The sequence below is a fragment of the Streptomyces sp. NPDC107654 genome (assembly GCF_055639035.1).
This window is the reverse complement of sequence record NZ_JBVKBI010000002.1, coordinates 143,030-158,618: the sequence shown is the minus strand read 5'-3', so window position 1 is coordinate 158,618 and position 15,589 is coordinate 143,030. Positions and strand designations below refer to the sequence as shown.

The 15,589-nt window shown below is 72.0% G+C and carries 17 protein-coding genes and 1 tRNA gene; 15 read left to right on the top strand and 3 right to left on the bottom strand.

Translation table 11 applies throughout. The features are described 5' to 3' along the window. Positions 1-167 precede the first annotated feature (167 nt). The 5 genes from proB (at position 168) to ACZ7N4_RS03820 (ending at position 5,581) form a co-directional block, all read left to right on the top strand. The gene (gene proB / locus ACZ7N4_RS03840) at positions 168-1,274 is read left to right on the top strand and encodes a glutamate 5-kinase (protein WP_471354257.1); all 1,107 of its coding nucleotides are present in this window, start codon (positions 168-170) and stop codon (positions 1,272-1,274) included. 263 nt (positions 1,275-1,537) lie between these two features. After that, on the top strand, positions 1,538-1,963 hold the full coding sequence (locus tag ACZ7N4_RS03835) for a hypothetical protein (protein ID WP_471353411.1): 426 nt from the start codon (positions 1,538-1,540) through the stop codon (positions 1,961-1,963). Between the two features lie 467 nt (positions 1,964-2,430). Then, entirely contained in the window at positions 2,431-3,717 is a 1,287-nt protein-coding gene (locus ACZ7N4_RS03830) for a glutamate-5-semialdehyde dehydrogenase (RefSeq protein ID WP_471353409.1), read from the top strand. A gap of 121 nt (positions 3,718-3,838) precedes the next feature. Further along, positions 3,839-4,426 carry an SCO2584 family spore wall biosynthesis protein gene (locus tag ACZ7N4_RS03825; protein ID WP_471353407.1) on the top strand — a complete coding sequence of 196 codons (588 nt, stop codon included), beginning with the start codon at positions 3,839-3,841 and terminating at the stop codon, positions 4,424-4,426. An 87-nt stretch (positions 4,427-4,513) separates the two neighbouring features. Continuing rightward, the gene (locus tag ACZ7N4_RS03820; RefSeq protein ID WP_471353405.1) at positions 4,514-5,581 is read left to right on the top strand and encodes an SCO2583 family membrane protein; all 1,068 of its coding nucleotides are present in this window, start codon (positions 4,514-4,516) and stop codon (positions 5,579-5,581) included. A 40-nt stretch (positions 5,582-5,621) separates the two neighbouring features. Here ACZ7N4_RS03820 and ACZ7N4_RS03815 read toward each other — a convergent pair whose 3' ends face one another. Then, complete coding sequence (locus ACZ7N4_RS03815) at positions 5,622-6,707, bottom strand: M48 family metallopeptidase (protein WP_471354255.1); 1,086 nt, start codon at positions 6,705-6,707, stop codon at positions 5,622-5,624. 101 nt (positions 6,708-6,808) lie between these two features. Between ACZ7N4_RS03815 and ACZ7N4_RS03810 the strand changes: the two genes are divergently transcribed. The 7 genes from ACZ7N4_RS03810 to ACZ7N4_RS03780 all read left to right on the top strand — a co-directional run bounded on the left by ACZ7N4_RS03810 (position 6,809) and on the right by ACZ7N4_RS03780 (position 11,240). Beyond that, entirely contained in the window at positions 6,809-6,973 is a 165-nt protein-coding gene (locus ACZ7N4_RS03810) for a hypothetical protein (RefSeq protein WP_467925339.1), read from the top strand. Positions 6,974-7,139: 166 nt separating this feature from the next. Then, entirely contained in the window at positions 7,140-7,304 is a 165-nt protein-coding gene (locus ACZ7N4_RS03805) for a hypothetical protein (RefSeq protein ID WP_393598561.1), read from the top strand. Positions 7,305-7,360: 56 nt separating this feature from the next. Then, positions 7,361-8,047, top strand: coding sequence for a nicotinate-nucleotide adenylyltransferase (gene nadD, locus ACZ7N4_RS03800; protein WP_471353402.1), 687 nt, complete (start codon positions 7,361-7,363; stop codon positions 8,045-8,047). 16 nt (positions 8,048-8,063) lie between these two features. Continuing rightward, positions 8,064-9,809 (top strand): LCP family protein, encoded by a 1,746-nt coding sequence (locus tag ACZ7N4_RS03795; protein ID WP_471353401.1) that lies wholly within the window; start codon positions 8,064-8,066, stop codon positions 9,807-9,809. A 153-nt stretch (positions 9,810-9,962) separates the two neighbouring features. After that, positions 9,963-10,406 carry a ribosome silencing factor gene (rsfS, locus tag ACZ7N4_RS03790; protein WP_471353398.1) on the top strand — a complete coding sequence of 148 codons (444 nt, stop codon included), beginning with the start codon at positions 9,963-9,965 and terminating at the stop codon, positions 10,404-10,406. Beyond that, positions 10,406-11,074: a histidine phosphatase family protein gene (locus ACZ7N4_RS03785; RefSeq protein ID WP_471353396.1), complete on the top strand. Its 669-nt coding sequence runs from the start codon at positions 10,406-10,408 to the stop codon at positions 11,072-11,074. Before rsfS ends, ACZ7N4_RS03785 begins: the two co-directional genes overlap by 1 nt. A 93-nt stretch (positions 11,075-11,167) precedes the next feature. After that, positions 11,168-11,240, top strand: a tRNA-Ala gene (locus tag ACZ7N4_RS03780). Between the two features lie 89 nt (positions 11,241-11,329). Here ACZ7N4_RS03780 and ACZ7N4_RS03775 read toward each other — a convergent pair. After that, a complete protein-coding gene (locus ACZ7N4_RS03775; RefSeq protein ID WP_471353394.1) occupies positions 11,330-12,220 on the bottom strand; it encodes a helix-turn-helix transcriptional regulator in 891 nt (296 codons plus the stop codon). A 308-nt stretch (positions 12,221-12,528) separates the two neighbouring features. Between ACZ7N4_RS03775 and ACZ7N4_RS03770 the strand changes: the two genes are divergently transcribed. From ACZ7N4_RS03770 to ACZ7N4_RS03760, 3 genes are all read left to right on the top strand, one after another. Beyond that, positions 12,529-13,893, top strand: coding sequence for an MFS transporter (locus tag ACZ7N4_RS03770; RefSeq protein WP_471354253.1), 1,365 nt, complete (start codon positions 12,529-12,531; stop codon positions 13,891-13,893). Positions 13,894-13,962: 69 nt separating this feature from the next. Next, on the top strand, positions 13,963-14,136 hold the full coding sequence (locus ACZ7N4_RS03765; protein ID WP_351020352.1) for a hypothetical protein: 174 nt from the start codon (positions 13,963-13,965) through the stop codon (positions 14,134-14,136). Positions 14,137-14,139: 3 nt separating this feature from the next. After that, positions 14,140-14,373: a hypothetical protein gene (locus ACZ7N4_RS03760; protein ID WP_030653820.1), complete on the top strand. Its 234-nt coding sequence runs from the start codon at positions 14,140-14,142 to the stop codon at positions 14,371-14,373. On the opposite strand, the gene ACZ7N4_RS03755 is transcribed toward ACZ7N4_RS03760, so the two are convergent. Continuing rightward, positions 14,363-15,565 (bottom strand): glycosyltransferase 87 family protein, encoded by a 1,203-nt coding sequence (locus ACZ7N4_RS03755; protein WP_471354250.1) that lies wholly within the window; start codon positions 15,563-15,565, stop codon positions 14,363-14,365. The two genes, ACZ7N4_RS03760 and ACZ7N4_RS03755, sit on opposite strands and share 11 nt — an antisense overlap. Positions 15,566-15,589: the final 24 nt, after the last annotated feature.

The following is a 15,589-nucleotide window of genomic DNA, read 5'->3' as shown; positions in this document are numbered from 1 at the left end:
TTTTGCCGTATGCAAACGGTGAGCGAACGATTACGCACCGCCCGTCCGGGAGGTGGACCGGCGCGCACCGGCCGATCCACTTCGCGTAGATTGCCGGACAGGCGGCAGCACAGGCGGCCGGAACGCGCGAGGGGACGGAAGGCACCGTGGCAAGGGCAAGGCAGGCGGTGGGCGAGGCCCGCAGGATCGTCGTCAAGGTGGGCTCCTCCTCGCTGACCACCGCGGCGGGTGGCCTGGACGCCGACCGTGTCGACGCGCTCGTCGACGTCCTCGCCAAGAGCCGCAGCGGTGGCGAGCGGGAGGTCGTCCTGGTCTCCTCCGGCGCCATCGCCGCCGGCCTCGCCCCGCTCGGCCTGCGCCGCCGCCCCAAGGACCTGGCCCGCCAGCAGGCCGCCGCCAGCGTCGGCCAGGGCCTGCTCGTCGCCCGCTACACCGCCTCCTTCGCCCGCTACGGCGTCCGGGTCGGCCAAGTCCTGCTCACCAGCGACGACATGAGCCGCCGCGCCCACCACCGCAACGCCTCCCGCACCCTCGACAAGCTGCTCGCGATGGGCGCCCTCCCGATCGTCAACGAGAACGACACCGTCGCCACCGACGAGATCCGCTTCGGCGACAACGACCGCCTCGCCGCCCTCGTCGCCCACCTCGTCCACGCCGACCTCCTCGTCCTCCTCTCCGACGTCGACGGCGTCTACGACGGCGACCCCAGCAGGCCCGGCACCTCCCGGATAGCGGAGGTGAAGGGCCCGCAGGACCTCGCCGGCGTCGAGATCGGCAGCGCGGGCAAGGCGGGCGTCGGCACCGGCGGCATGGTCACCAAGGTCGAGGCCGCCCGGATCGCCGCCGCCGCCGGCATCCCGGTGGTGCTGACCAGTGCCGTCCACGCGGCCGAGGCCCTCGCCGGCGGCGACACCGGCACCTACTTCCACCCCACCGGCAAGCGCTCCGCCGACCGCCTCCTGTGGCTCCAGCACGCCTCCACTCCGCAGGGCGCGCTGATCCTGGACGACGGAGCCGTGGACGCGGTCGTCAAGCGGCGCACGTCGCTGCTGCCCGCCGGAATCGCCGCCGTGGAGGGCGAGTTCAGCGCGGGCGACCCCGTCGAACTGCGGGACGCGACGGGCCGCGCGGTGGCCCGGGGGCTCGTCAACTTCGACGCCAAGGAGATCCCCCGGCTGATCGGACGGTCGACCCGGGAACTGGCACGGGAGCTGGGCGCCGCCTACGAACGCGAGGTCGTACACAGGGACGACCTGGTGCTCCTGCACACCTGACCCTCGCAAAACAGCTCGTAAAACAGGGCGTAAGGAACGCCCCCGGTGGGGGACGTTCCGTAAAACCCCCACGCGGAGCCCGGAGGCCTGCTCAACTTTGTCTCGGGGACATGTTGATGGGAACACGTTCCGTCAAGGGGCCATGCGGCCCGTACGAGCGAGTACGAAGCCGGTACGAGCCGAGCGCGCCATGCACGCCACGCGAGCCGTGCGCGCCGGGCAAGCCATGCGAGCCGAGCGAGCCATGCGTGAAGGAGGCCGTCGTGAGACGAGTGCGCCCGGGGGCGGCGTCCCGCGGTGCTCTGACGAGCGTCGCGGCCGGGGACACCTATGAGGAGCCCAAGGACCTGCCCAGGCTGTGGCACGTCACCCTCAGCGTCTCCGGGGAGAAGGTGCCCCTGCCCGAACTGCGGCGGGCCCTGGAACAGCTCGCCCACGACCATCCCTTCCTGCTGACCAGCAGATACGCGACCGACCACGCGGAGATCCGGTACTGGGAAGAGGCCCGCGACCTGCACGACGCCGCCGCCGTGGCGCTGCGTCTGTGGGGCGAGCACCGACAGACCGCCGGCCTGCCGCGCTGGGAGATCGTCGGCCTGGAGGTCATCGACCGCGAGACCTACCACCAACGCATCGCCGAGGGCTACGGACCACCGCCGGCGACACCGGTGGGGGTGCATCCGTTCTGAGCGGGGGCGGGGGCGGGGGCGGGGGCGGGGAGTCCGGGAGCTGAGGAGCCGAGGAGTCGGGGAACCGGGAGCTGAGGAGCCGGGGAGTCGGCGATCCGGGAGCTGAGGAGCCGGGGCGGGGAGCCCGGAGATCAGGGGCTGCGGGGTCCGGGAGTCCCGGATTCCGGGAGTTCCGGGCCCTGGGCTCGGTGGCCTCGGCGGGGCTTCCACGGAGGGTGGGACGCGGGTGGAGGCCCGGGGACGGGCCGGCCGGAATGACGGCGAGGTGCGGACGGAGATCGGCGGTCGGGTCCGGTGGTCGGGTCCGACGGTCGGGTCCGGTGGTCGGGGCCGGGCCGGAGCGAGAGTCGAGGTGCGGGCCGGGGCGCGGGCCGGGGCGGCGGTTCGCCCCCTTTGAGGTGTCCCGGGGTGTCTCGGGGTGTGGGACGTCCGCTGAAGCGCCGCGTACCGCGCACTACCCTTCCTTCATGACCACGCTCTCTCCGTACGACTCGATGTCCCCGGTCACCCAGGCCGCCTACCGGGCCAAGGCCGCCGCCGCCGACCTCGCACCGCTCCCGCGCGCGGTGAAGGACGACGCGCTGCTCGCCATCGCCGACGCCCTGGAGGTCCGGACCGCCGAGATCGTCGAGGCCAACGCCAAGGACGTGGCCAGGGCCCGGGAGAACGGCACCAGCGAGGCCATCGTCGACCGGCTCACCCTCACCCCCGAGCGGGTCCGCGCCATCGCCTCCGACGTCCGCGACGTCGCCGGGCTGCCCGACCCGGTCGGTGAGGTCGTCCGCGGCTCCACCCTCCCCAACGGCATCGACCTGCGCCAGGTCCGCGTCCCGCTCGGTGTCGTCGGCATCATCTACGAGGCCCGCCCGAACGTCACCGTCGACGCCGCCGCCCTCTGCCTGAAGTCCGGCAACGCCGTCCTGCTGCGCGGCTCCACCTCCGCCTACGAGTCCAACACCGCCCTCGTCCGGGTGATCCGCGACGCCGTCGGCGGCGCCGGGCTGCCCGCCGACGCCGTCCAGCTGGTGCCGGGGGAGAGCCGCGACTCCGTCCGCGAGCTGATGCGCGCCCGCGGCCTGGTCGACGTCCTCATCCCGCGCGGCGGCGCCTCCCTGATCCAGACCGTGGTCAACGAGTCGACGGTCCCCGTGATCGAGACCGGCACCGGCAACTGCCACGTCTACGTCGACGCCCAGGCCGACATCGACACGGCCGTCGAGATCCTGATCAACTCCAAGGCCCAGCGGGTCAGCGTCTGCAACGCCGCCGAGACCCTCCTCGTCCACCAGGACATCGCCCCCGAGTTCCTGCCGCGCGCCCTGGACGCCCTCGCCGAGGCCGGCGTCACCGTCCACGCAGACGAACGGGTCATGGCCTACGCCAAGGACTCCAAGGCCACCGTCGTCGAGGCGACCGCCGAGGACTGGGAGACCGAGTACCTCTCCCACGACATCGCCGCCGCGGTGGTGGACTCGCTGGACAAGGCCGTCGAGCACATCCGGCTGTGGACCTCCGGCCACACCGAGGCCATCGTCACCACCTCCCAGCAGGCCGCCCGCCGCTTCACCCAGCTGGTCGACTCCACCACCGTCGCCGTGAACGCCTCCACCCGCTTCACCGACGGCGGCCAGTTCGGCTTCGGCGCCGAGATCGGCATCTCCACCCAGAAGCTGCACGCCCGCGGCCCGATGGGCCTGCCGGAACTGACCAGCACGAAGTACATCGTCACCGGCGACGGACACGTACGCCGCTGACCCGTTCACCCGTCCGGCCGAGCCCACCGGCGTGCGGCCGGTGCCCTGAACGCCGTCTCACCAGACAGACGAATTTCCATACCGTCTGCCCAAATTGACCCCCCAGGTCTACTCTGGACCCGTGCCGGAGGACGTGGGGGGCACGCCGTTCCCTGACGGCTGGGAGCCCGACGACGACCACGACCGCGGGGTGTCGGACGAAGAGTTCGCCTCCGTGGTCTTCGACGAGGCCTTCGTACGGGCGGCCACGGTCCATGAGCCGACCGCCGTCGAACGCCTCCTGGCCGCCGCCCAGGCCAGAGCCGAGGCCTCCGAGGCGGAGGCCCGCCGCGCCCACGCCCGCGGCGAGCACTACGACGACGGTTACGGCCCCGACGGCACCGCATTCGGCCAAGAGCAGGACGACGACGAGCTGGACGACAGGTACGTCCTCGGTGTCCGTCGCGGCGTCTTCGGCCCCTACGGCAAACAGGTCCGCTGGCACCGCCCCGTGGCCTGGGTCCTCGCCGTCGTCATGGGCATCGGCATGGTCGCCCTGGCCTTCGCCGCCGTCTACCGGGGAGGCTCCCCGGGCACCCGCGACGGGGTACCCGCTCCCGCCTCGACCGGCCTGGAACAGGGCGGTCTGGAGCAGGGCGGTGCCTCCCCGTCCGGCGCCCCCGCCGACCACACCCGGCCGGCCGCCCCGGCCATCCCGCACTCACCCTGAACGCCCACCCGCGCTTGGTGAGAACCTGTCAGAAGTTGTCGCGCAGCAGCGCGTTTATGGGGGCTCCACGAGACCTACTCTGAAGGTATGGGCGGGCCTGGAGACCCACCGGAGGGGACACCCGAGGGCGGCCCCGGAGGTGCGGAGGACGAATACCGATCCGTCGTCTTCGACGAGTCGTTCGTGCGCGCTGCCCGCCTCCAGGAGTTCTCCGCCAAGGAGCGGATGGCCGACCACACGCCCGCCGTCCGCCGCCGCCCGCCCCTGCACCGCGGACTCGGCCGGCAGGCCCTGATCCTCGTCCTGCTGATCGCCGTCGCCTTCGGCACCGCGATCTACATGGGCGTCCGCCACCCGTACGGCTCCCCGGGAACCCGGCGGCCCGTGCAATCCCTGCGGATCACGGTCATCCCGCTCGCCCCGCAGGGCAAGGTGCCCGGCGCCACCGACGCCGAGAGCCTGTACGCCCGCAGCCCCGCCGCCCCCTTCGAGGTCGGCGCCGAGGGCATACCCCTGCCGGCCTCGCGCAGCACCGCCCACTTCTCCGACAGCCAGGTGGTGGCCGCCCTCACCACCGTCAAGGACTACATCGTCCGCTCCTCGCTCTACCCGGAGGTGCTCACCGGCCGCGAGGTGCGCCCCGCCCGGTCCCTGATCGACTCCGACCAGCTCGACCAGTTCGACCAGAGCTTCGACCACCCGGCGGCCGACGGCCGGCACGCGCCCACGGGCTGGGTGATCCGCATCGACCCCGCCCGGGCCCGGCTGGCCGACGACCGGATCCGTGTGCTCGGCTCCCTGGAGGTCACCGAGGCCGATCCGGCGACGCTGGAGATCACGGCCGACCACACCTTCGTCTACGCCCTGCGCCCCACCGGCGCCGCCGACGCCCCCGCCTCCCTCTTCACCGTCCGCCGTGAGGTGACCTTCCACCTCGACCGCGACGACCTGCGTACCCACCAGGTCCAGCTGATCACTTCCTACGTCCAGGCGGGCCCCCTCGCCTGCGCCGAGGACTCCGCCGCCTACCTCCGCCCCCTCCTGGCCGGCCAGACGGCCCGCTCGGGCGCCCCCGCGGGAACCAACCCCTACGAGACGGACAGCCCCACGGCCCTGTGCGGGACGCTGGCCACGGGGGCTCAGCCGAAGGTGTGAGCGCTGCCGAGGCGGTCCCCGGCCCAGGCGTGGCCCTCGGCTACTGCTCGTCCCCGCCCGGGGTGTCCCCCTCGGCCGGCGGGGGGCTCCGGAAGCCTTCGAAGCCTCGGCGGACCCGGCCGCCGATGTCGCCCGCGCCGCCCGCGAGGTCACTGACCAGCTTCATCAGCGGGTCCTTGGAGCTCTTCACATCGCTCGCGTAGCCGGCCGCCGACTCGCGGAAGGAGTCACTGACGGAGGCGTCCTTGTCCTCGGTGCGTCGCGGGTAGTGGCCGTCCATGAGCCGCTGGTAGTCCCGGGACTCGGCCCACTTCTTCAGCTCGGCGGCCCGCACGGTGGTGAACGGGTGCGAGCGGGGCAGCACGTTCAGAATCTTCAGCACGGAGTCGCGCAGATCGCCCCCGGACTCGTACTCCTCGGCCTGCTCCAGGAACGCGTCCACGTTCATCTCGTGCAGATGGTTGCCACCCGCGATCTTCATCAGGCCCCGCATCGAGGCCCGGACGTCCTGTCCCACCAGCAGCCCCGCCCGGTCGGCGGACAGCTCCGACTTGCGGAACCACTCCCGCAGCGCCGTGATGATCGCCATGATCGCGAGGTTGCCCAGCGGGATCCAGGCGACCTTCAGCGCGAGGTTCGTCAGGAACAGCAGGATCGTGCGGTAGACCGAGTGCCCGGACAGCGCGTGCCCCACCTCGTGGCCGATGACCGCCCGCATCTCCTCCTCGTCGAGCAGCTCCACCAGCCCCGTGCTGACCACGATGATCGGCTCGTCCAGCCCGATGCACATCGCGCTCGGCTGCGGGTCCTGCGTGACGTACATCGGCGGGACCTTCTCCAGGTCCAGGATGTAGCAGGCGTCCAGCAGCATGTCGTGCAGGTGCGTGAACTGCTGCTCGGAGACCCGCACCGAGTCGGACAGGAACAGCAGCCTCAGGCTCCGCTCCGGCAGCAGCCCGCTGAGCGCCTTGAAGACGGTGTCGAACCCGCTCAGCTTGCGCAACGCGACCAGGGCCGAACGGTCGGCCGGGTGCTCGTACGCGCGCGAGGAGATCCCCGGGAAGCGCCGGCGCTGCCTGCTCGGCACCCGCTCGTACCCCGTCTGCTGGTGGCCGTCGTCGGACATGTCTTCCCCCATGCGTCTGAGTGCCCCACTGTGCCCCCGAGGCGGGACCCAGCCTAGGCGGAGATACCGTGGACGGGCAGTACACCCGAAGGAGACCCGCCATGGAGCACCACCCCGTAGCCGCCCGGCTGACCGAGGCCGCCGCCGGCGCCGTTCAGCAGCACGGAACGGGAAACCTGCTCCGCATCGTGCTGATCGTGATGGTCCTCGGCTGTGTCCTGACCGCCTGGTTCCTGCTGCGTGGCTACAAGCGGAAGGACGACTGACGAGCGGGGAAAGTTCCCCTCCGCCGGGCGCCCGACGATCCCGTGAAGCCCGCGCCGCCGGCGCCCTCCGGCCCCAACGGCGGAGTCGGCGTGATCGCCGCAGCACCGCCCGCTTACGATGAGCCGACATCTTTATTCCGCCCACACGCGATAGGTCCTGCCGAAGATGAGCTTCCACAGCGCCGCAGCCCAGTTGGTCACCCTTGCCGCCGAAGGCGGGGAGCACGGCGGAAACCACAACAGCCTGAACCCGGCCGTCACCGGTGGCGGCGCCCTGATCATCCTGCTCCTGCTGCTGTGGATCACCACGCGCTTCAACCGCGACCGCTGAGCGGGGACCCCGTCCCCGGCCGGACGCCCGAGACCGGGCCGGTAGGGTCTGCACGCATGGGAGAGCAGGACATGCCTACCGGTCCGGGGCACGAGACCGCCGACGACACGGTGAAGCATCCGCAGTACGGACCGGGCCACGGCCCCGCCCACACGGGCAAGCGGCGCCTGGGCGTCATGGGCGGAACGTTCGACCCGATCCACCACGGCCACCTCGTGGCGGCCAGCGAGGTCGCCGCGCAGTTCCAGCTGGACGAGGTGGTGTTCGTCCCCACCGGCCAGCCCTGGCAGAAGTCCCACCGCACGGTCTCCCCGGCCGAGGACCGCTACCTGATGACGGTCATCGCCACCGCCGAGAACCCGCAGTTCTCCGTCAGCCGCATCGACATCGACCGCGGCGGCCCCACCTACACCGTCGACACCCTGCGCGACCTGCGCGCCCTCAACCCCGACACCGACCTGTTCTTCATCACCGGCGCCGACGCGCTCGGCCAGATCCTCACCTGGCGGGACTCCGAGGAACTCTTCTCCCTCGCCCACTTCATCGGCGTCACCCGGCCCGGCCACCACCTGGCCGACCCCGGCCTGCCGGAGGGCGGCGTCTCGCTCGTCGAGGTGCCGGCGCTCGCCATCTCCTCAACGGACTGCCGGGCGAGAGTCGCCAAGGGAGACCCCATCTGGTACATGGTGCCGGACGGAGTCGTGCGCTACATCGCCAAGCGCGAGCTGTACTGCGGCGAGTGAGCCGAGAGGGGCACCGGTGAACGACCGATACGACGCGGGTGACGCGGGCTACGGCGCCGGCCCGTACGAAGTCGTCGGCTACGACGAGTACGGCCGGCCCGTCTACGGGCAGGTCCCGGCCCAGCAGACTCCGCAGGCCCAGCAGGCCGCCCACGATCCGTACACCCAGCAGGCCGCCCACGATCCGTACACCCAGCAGCAGGGTTACGGCTACGACCCCTACGCCACCGGCCTGCAGCAGCCGGCCCACTCCTACGACACCGGCCGGCAGACGCCCGCCTACGACCCCTACGGCTCCCAGCCCCCGTACGACCCGTACGCCACCGGCACCCAGGACGCCACGGGTTACGACCCCTACGGGCAGGCGGCGAGCAGCGGACAGCAGCCCCGCGTCGCCGAGCAGACCGCCTACATCCCGCAGCAGGCCGGACCCGCGGAGGAGGTGCGGGCCCCGCAGGAGACCGGGTCCGACCCGGGCGAACCGGACTACCACACCGAGCAGTTCGCCTTCGTCGAGGAGCCGGACGGCGACTCCGAGGACGTCATCGACTGGCTGAAGTTCACCGAGAACCGCACCGAGCGCCGTGAGGAGGCCCGCCGCCGCGCCCGCAGCCGGATCATCGCGCTCCTCGTCGTCCTCGCCCTCGTCGCGGCCGGCGGTGTCGGCTACCTCTGGTACGCCGGGAAGCTGCCCGGTTTGTCCTCCTCCGACGGCGGGACCGGAAGCGGCACCCCGGTCGCCGCCCAGAAACGGGACGTGCTCGTCGTCCACCTGCACAACACCGCCAAGGGCGGCACCTCCACGGCGCTGCTGGTCGACAACACCACCACCAAGCAGGGCACCACGGTCCTGCTGCCGAACTCGCTCGCGCTGACCGGCGACGACGGCTCCACCACGACCCTCGCCAAGTCCGTGGACGACGACGGCTCCTCCGGCACCCGCGACCAGCTCGACACGGTCCTCGGCACCAGCATCCAGGGCACCTGGCGCCTCGACACGCCCTACCTGCAGAACCTCGTCGAACTCGTCGGCAACATCGAGGTCGACACCGACACCGACGTGCCCGACCCGGACGCCAGGAAGAAGGGTGCCGCACCGCTCGTCCACAAGGGCCGGGGCCAGACCCTCAGCGGCAAGATGGCCGTCGCCTACGCCACCTACCGCGCCGCCGGCGAGTCCCAGAACGCCCAGCTGGAGCGGTTCGGCCAGGTCATGCAGAGCATGCTGCGCAAGATGTCCTCCGACCCGTCGTCCGCCACGACCACCGTGCAGACCCTCGCGCAGATCCTCGACCCGCCGCTCACCGACAAGGACCTCGGCGCCTTCCTCGCCAAGCTCGCCGACCTCGCCAAGAGCGGCGCCTACAGGACCGCCCTGCTGCCCGTGCAGGCCGACGGCACGCTCAGCGCGCAGACCAGCGACAGCGTGGTCAAGGACATCCTCGGCGGCACCGCCAAGAGCCCCGACGCCGGCTCCGCGGTCCGGGTCTCCGTGCAGAACGCCACCGGTGTGAAGGACGACACGGAGAAGGCCCGCGTCGTGCTCCTCAACGGCGGTTTCACCTTCCTGGAGGGCGGCAGCGCCTCCGGTACCCAGGCCGCCTCGAAGGTGCTCTACGCGGACGCCGCCGACAAGGCCGACGCCGCGGAGGTCGCCAAGACCCTCGGCCTGCCCGCCGGCTCCGTGACCAAGGGCAGCGTCTCCTCCGGAGCCGACGTGTCGGTGATCCTCGGCAGCGACTACAGGCCGTCCTCCTCCTGACCCCGGGCCGCCTTCCCGGCGGGAGGGCGGCCCGGGAGCCCCACGTCTGGCAGCAGCACCCGCCGAGCCGCCGTGCTGCCGTAATCACGTGGGGTGCGCCGGGCGGTCCGTGAGACCCTTGATGTCAAAAGACCGCCGACGGAAAGCCGTGTAGTGACCGCCACCGACCGTTCCCTTGAGCTCATCAACACCGCCGCCCAGGCCGCGGCCGACAAGCTCGCCCACGACGTCATCGCCTACGACGTGAGCGACGTACTGTCGATCACGGACGCCTTCCTGCTGGCGTCCGCACCGAACGACCGCCAGGTCAGGGCCATCGTCGACGAGATCGAGGAGCGCCTGCTGAAGGAACTCGGCGCCAAGCCGGTCCGCCGCGAGGGCGACCGCGAGTCCCGCTGGATCCTGCTCGACTACGTCGACATCGTCGTCCACGTCCAGCACAGCGAGGAGCGGGTCTTCTACGCCCTGGAGCGGCTGTGGAAGGACTGCCCCGAGCTTGAGCTGCCCGCCGACGCCAAGGCCACCCGTGGCAAGGCCGAGGAGCACGCCCGGACGCGGGCCGCCGAGGCCGACCAGGAGCCGGGCGGGGAGTGGTGATGAGCGCCACAGGTGAGGTGACCGACCGCAAGGGCCGGGGCCGCCGCATCATCCTGTGGCGCCACGGCCAGACCTCCTGGAACGTCGAGCGCCGCTTCCAGGGCACCACGGACGTCGAGCTGACCGAGGCGGGCCTCGAGCAGGCCCGCCGCGCAGCGCGGCTGCTGGCCTCCCTGCGGCCCGACGCGATCGTCTCCTCGGACCTGCGGCGGGCCGTGCACACGGCCGCCGAGCTCGCCGCACTCACCGGCCTCGACGTCACCCGCGACGAGAGCCTGCGCGAGACCTACGCGGGCGTCTGGCAGGGGCTGACGCACGAGGAGATCATCGCCCGGTACGGCGAGGAGTACGCCGCCTGGAAGCGCGGCGAGGCGGTCCGCCGCGGCGGCGGTGAACTGGAGACCGAGGTCGCCGACCGCGCCGCCCCCGTGGTGCTGCGGCACGCGGAGAAGCTGCCCGAGGACGGCACCTTGGTCGTCGTCAGCCACGGCGGCACCATCCGCACCACCATCGGCCGGCTGCTCGGCCTGGAGGCCCGGCACTGGGAGAGCCTCGGCGGCCTCTCCAACTGCTGCTGGTCCGTGGTCGGCCAGGGCGCCCGCGGCTGGCGCCTGCTGGAGCACAACGCGGGCACCCTCCCGGAGCCCGTCCTCGGCGACGACGACTGAGCGTCCCGTGGGCCCCCGACCCCGGATTTCACTTTCTGGCAGGTCACAGGCTAAAGTTCTTCTTGTTCGCCCCGCCGAGCGGGAAGAACACAAGGGGCTATAGCTCAGTTGGTAGAGCGCCTGCATGGCATGCAGGAGGTCAGGAGTTCAATTCTCCTTAGCTCCACTGATCGACACTCTGTTGAGTTGTCAAAGATCGGTAATGAGGATCCCGTCCCCGCAGGGGGCGGGATTTTCTGTATTCCAGCCGCGGGTTCACCCGCGGACGCCTTCGTCGACCTCCTCTCCCAGCACCGGCGGCCACGGCCGTTCCCTTCGCTCCCGCAGCAGCGCGATCTTCGTCCGCGCGTCCTCGTCGTCCGGGCTGTAGACCACGATCCGGCACTCGGGCATCCCGTCGATGGACAGCGACTGGGAGGTCATCCGCATCTCGCCGACCGCGGTGTGCCGGAACGTCTTCACCCGGGGCCCCGGAGGAACCACCTCACCGTTCGCCCACAGCTCCGCGAACCAGGGGCTCGCCGTCGACAGCCCGCGTATGTACTCGTCCCAGGCCGGCTCGCCCACGTGTCTGCCGTAGGAGGACCGCAGCGTCGCCACCATCAGCGGCAGCTCCGTCTCCCGGTGCACCAGCGGACAGACTCCGTCCGGCAGCGTGAACAGCGTCCACAGCACGTTGGGCAGCCCGGTCCTGGCGGTGTCCGGCACCAGGAACAGATCCCGGTAGGCCGCGTTGGTCGCCAGGACGTCGTACCGCGAGTTGTAGACCACCGCCAGCATCGGGTCGAGGGCGTCGATGATGCCCTGCACCGCCGGGCTGATCTGCCGGGTCAGGCCCTCCGGGTCCGGCTGGAACGGCACCTCGGCCAGCCGGTACAGGTGCTCCCGCTCCGGCGGATCCAGCCGCAGGGTCCGCGCGACCGCGTCCAGCACCTGCGGCGAGGCGTTGATCGGCCGGCCCTGCTCCAGCCAGGTGTACCAGGTCACGCCGACACCCGAGAGCTGCGCCACCTCCTCCCTGCGCAGCCCCGGCGTGCGCCGCCGCAGGCCCGGCGGCATCCCCACATCGGCCGGTGTGACCCGTGCCCGCCTGGTGCGCAGAAAGGCGGCCAGCTCCGGCCTGCGCCGCTGTGTCCTCGTCCCCATCGCGATCCCCCGTCGTCCCGACAACCCCGTCGCCCCGTCACATCGTCGGCACGCGGGCCCGTGCCTGCCAGGTGCTGGCAATACCAGCATCGGCGGGCACTCGGCACCCGTACCGCCCCGCCGTCACGCTCGACGCCATGACGACGACCTCCCGGACCGGTCCGGGTACTGAGCCCGTTCCGAATCCTGCGATCAGTGAACCACCCGCCACTGACAGTGACCCACCGACCGTCGGCCGGGCCGCATCACCCGTCACGCACAGTGAAGCACCCGCCACTGACAATCGGCCTCGGCTGCTGCTCGGCGTGCTGCTCGCCGCCCTGTTCATGGCAGCCCTCGACGTCTTCATCGTGAACGTCGCGGCCCCCACGATCGGTTCCGACCTGCAGGCCTCGGGCGCCGACCTCCAGCTGGTTATCGCCGGCTACACCATCACCTACTCCGTGCTGCTGATCACCGGCGCCCGGCTGGGCGACCGGCTCGGCCACGGCCGCGTCCACTTCGCCGGGCTGGCGCTGTTCACCGCGGCCTCGCTCGCCTGCGGACTGGCGCAGGGCTCGACCGAGCTCATCGTGTTCCGGCTGGTGCAGGGGGTCGGTTCGGCACTGATGATCCCGCAGGTGCTCAGCCTCATCCAGCGCACCTTCACCGGCGAGGCCCGGGCCCGGGCGCTCGGCGCCTACTCGGCGGTCGTGGCCGTCGGCGCGGCCGCCGGGCAGGTCGCAGGCGGCGTGCTGGTCAGCGCCGACCTGTTCGGCACCGGCTGGCGGCCGGTGTTCCTGGTCAACGTCCCGGTGGGCGCCGCGCTGCTGGTGCTGGGCCGGCGCGTCCTTCCCCGCGGCGCCGCGGGCGGGCGGGAGCGGTCCCGGGTGCTCGACCTGCCCGGTCTGGTGCTGCTCGGCGCCGCCGTTTCGCTGCTGACGGTGCCGCTGGTGCTCGGGCAGGAGGAGGACTGGCCGCTGTGGTCCTGGCTGTCGCTGGCGGGAGCGGTGGGACTGTTCGCCTTGTTCTGCGGCTACGAGTCCCGGCTGGCCCGGCGCGGCGGCACCCCGCTCATCACTCCCCGGGTGCTGCGCCACCCCGGCATCGGGACGGCCGTCTTCCGGATCCTCGCGGCGATGTCGGTCAACGCCGGCTTCCTCTTCGCCCTGACCCTGCACGTCCAGGGCGGCCTCGGCTACAGCGCCCTCAGGGCGGGACTGAGCTTCGCGCCGACCGCGGCCGTCTTCGGCGCCGTCAGTCTGACCTGGCGGAAGTGGCCGGCCGCCTGGCAGCGGGCGCTGGCGCCGGCCGGGTTCGCGCTCACCGCGGTCTCCGTCGCCGTGGTCGGGCTGGCCCTCCACGGCGGCGGTGACGGGGGAGCGGCCCTGTACGCGGGTTACGCGGGCACGGGTGCGGGCCTCGCGCTCGCCTTCAGCCCGACGCTCACCGGCGCGCTGGCCACCGTACGGCCCGAGGACGCGGCGGACGCCAGCGGTCTGCTGGCGACGGTCGCGCAACTCGGACAGCTGATCGGTGTGGCCGCGTTCGGCACACTGTTCCTGAACCGGCTTGAGTCATTCGGGGCGCTGCGCCCGTACACCTCCGCGGAGGCGTTCTCGGTGAGTGTCTGGGCGCTGGCCGCAACGGCCGCGGTGGGGAGTGTGTCCGGACTGGTACTGAGGCGTCGCTGACCGTATTGCTCCGGCCGTGGCAGAATCAAACGGCCGGAAGGGGGCGCGGCCCGACGGGAGGGAGTAGCGATGCCTGCGAGCATCCTCGAGGAGGTCGGCCACCTCCTCGGTGCGGCGTTGATACGGGGCACGACCACCCGGCTGAGCTGCCCTTCCTGCGGTTCCGCGCATGTGGCCCAGGTTCTCGGCGACAATGGCGGAATCTCCTACGTGTGCACGGCCTGCGGCCACAGCTGGAGCTGATCGATGGGTGCACACCGGCGAAAGTGCGACTGGTGCGGGAGCGGTACGCCGATCGTCCGTGACATGGAGCCGATCAATCCCGATTACCAGTACTGGTGCGAGGAATGCGCGCGGGCGCTGATCATAAAAGGCGACCCGATCGAGACGTACCGGGAACTGGAGGGCGAGCCGATCTACGGCCGCCTCCTTGAGGAGCACTGCACGCTCAAGCGGTTCTACCAGTTCGTCACGGCCTGACACGGACCTCGTCGCCGGACCTCGGCAACGATGTCCGGGCCAGTGCGAGGAAGAGCGCACCGGTCGCTGCGTACACGGCTGACAGCGCCAAGACCCCCCAGGTCAGGTGCAGTTCGGGCCGGCCTTTTCCGTGCGGCACCCACCAGGGGGCGTACGAGCAGAAGACCAGCAGGGTGCCGAGGGCCGCCGTCCGGTGCCGGCGTGTCCACAGCAGCAGCACCAGCGGCACGCACCACACCCAGTGGTGGGTCCACGACACCGGGCTGATCAGCAGGGCGGTGACCGCGCAGGCGCACACCGCCCAGGCCCGCCGCCCCCGCAACTCCGCCCGCACGGCCACCGCGAGCCCCACGACGGCCACCACGGCCGCGCAGGCCGCCCAGAGGACTCCCGGGTCGGGCGTGTGCAGGAAGCGGGCCAGGAGGCCGCGCAGGGCCTGGTTGGCGGTCTCCTCGGCGTGTCCGGCCCGGTCCGGACGGAACACCATGTCCGTCCAGAACCGCCAGGAGTCGTACGGCAGCACGGCCGCCGCCAGCAGTGTCGCCCCGGCGAACGCGACGGCCGCCCCGCGCGCGTGCCGCAGCCACGGCCCTCCGTCTCCGCCCCCGAGGCGGGCCACCAGGCCCGTGAGGAGCAGGTACACCGGGAACAGCGCGGGCGTCAGCTTGACCGCCGCGGCGAGCCCGAGGCCCACCCCTGTCCAGCGGTCGTATCCGCCGGCGGGACGGCGGGTCAGGTCCCACAGCACCAGGACGGCCAGCAGCAGGTTGATCTGGCCGTAGCGCAGGGTCGTCCACACGGGCTCGCACCACACCGCCGGCGCCGAGAGCCACCAGGTGGTCTCCACGCGCGTGTGGCCGACGAGTCTCAGGGACAGGCGTACGAACACCACCAGCAGCGCGAGGTTGCCGGCCGTCGCCAGGGGGCGCAGGAGCGCGGTGTCCGCCAGGGGGAGCGGGGTGAACAGCAGGGCCGCGAACGGCGGGTAGGTGGTGGGCAGGCGCGCGGCCGTCGCGCGCAGGGCGTACAGATCGTCGCCCGCCCGTACGGCGGTCCCCTCGGCCCGGTAGACCATCAGATCGATCATCGACACGTGCGCGGCCCGCTGGGCGGCCCAGAACGCCGTGAAGGACAGCAGGCACACCCCCACGGCGACCGGCGTCCGGCGGCGGGCGTCGGGAGACGCGATCATGGTCACGAAGCCGACATTACTGCC

What these genes read in the sequence shown, in the direction of transcription:
- ACZ7N4_RS03785 (WP_471353396.1), top strand. Translation starts at nt 10,406, where the DNA reads ATGAGCGCCACAGGTGAGGTGACCGACCGCAAGGGCCGGGGCCGCCGC.
- ACZ7N4_RS03820 (WP_471353405.1), top strand. Translation starts at nt 4,514, where the DNA reads ATGGGCGGGCCTGGAGACCCACCGGAGGGGACACCCGAGGGCGGCCCC.
- ACZ7N4_RS03775 (WP_471353394.1), bottom strand. Translation starts at nt 12,220, where the DNA reads ATGGGGACGAGGACACAGCGGCGCAGGCCGGAGCTGGCCGCCTTTCTG.
- ACZ7N4_RS03765 (WP_351020352.1), top strand. Translation starts at nt 13,963, where the DNA reads ATGCCTGCGAGCATCCTCGAGGAGGTCGGCCACCTCCTCGGTGCGGCG.
- ACZ7N4_RS03805 (WP_393598561.1), top strand. Translation starts at nt 7,140, where the DNA reads ATGAGCTTCCACAGCGCCGCAGCCCAGTTGGTCACCCTTGCCGCCGAA.
- ACZ7N4_RS03815 (WP_471354255.1), bottom strand. Translation starts at nt 6,707, where the DNA reads ATGTCCGACGACGGCCACCAGCAGACGGGGTACGAGCGGGTGCCGAGC.
- ACZ7N4_RS03755 (WP_471354250.1), bottom strand. Translation starts at nt 15,565, where the DNA reads ATGATCGCGTCTCCCGACGCCCGCCGCCGGACGCCGGTCGCCGTGGGG.
- ACZ7N4_RS03830 (WP_471353409.1), top strand. Translation starts at nt 2,431, where the DNA reads ATGACCACGCTCTCTCCGTACGACTCGATGTCCCCGGTCACCCAGGCC.
- ACZ7N4_RS03760 (WP_030653820.1), top strand. Translation starts at nt 14,140, where the DNA reads ATGGGTGCACACCGGCGAAAGTGCGACTGGTGCGGGAGCGGTACGCCG.
- nadD (WP_471353402.1), top strand. Translation starts at nt 7,361, where the DNA reads ATGGGAGAGCAGGACATGCCTACCGGTCCGGGGCACGAGACCGCCGAC.
- ACZ7N4_RS03810 (WP_467925339.1), top strand. Translation starts at nt 6,809, where the DNA reads ATGGAGCACCACCCCGTAGCCGCCCGGCTGACCGAGGCCGCCGCCGGC.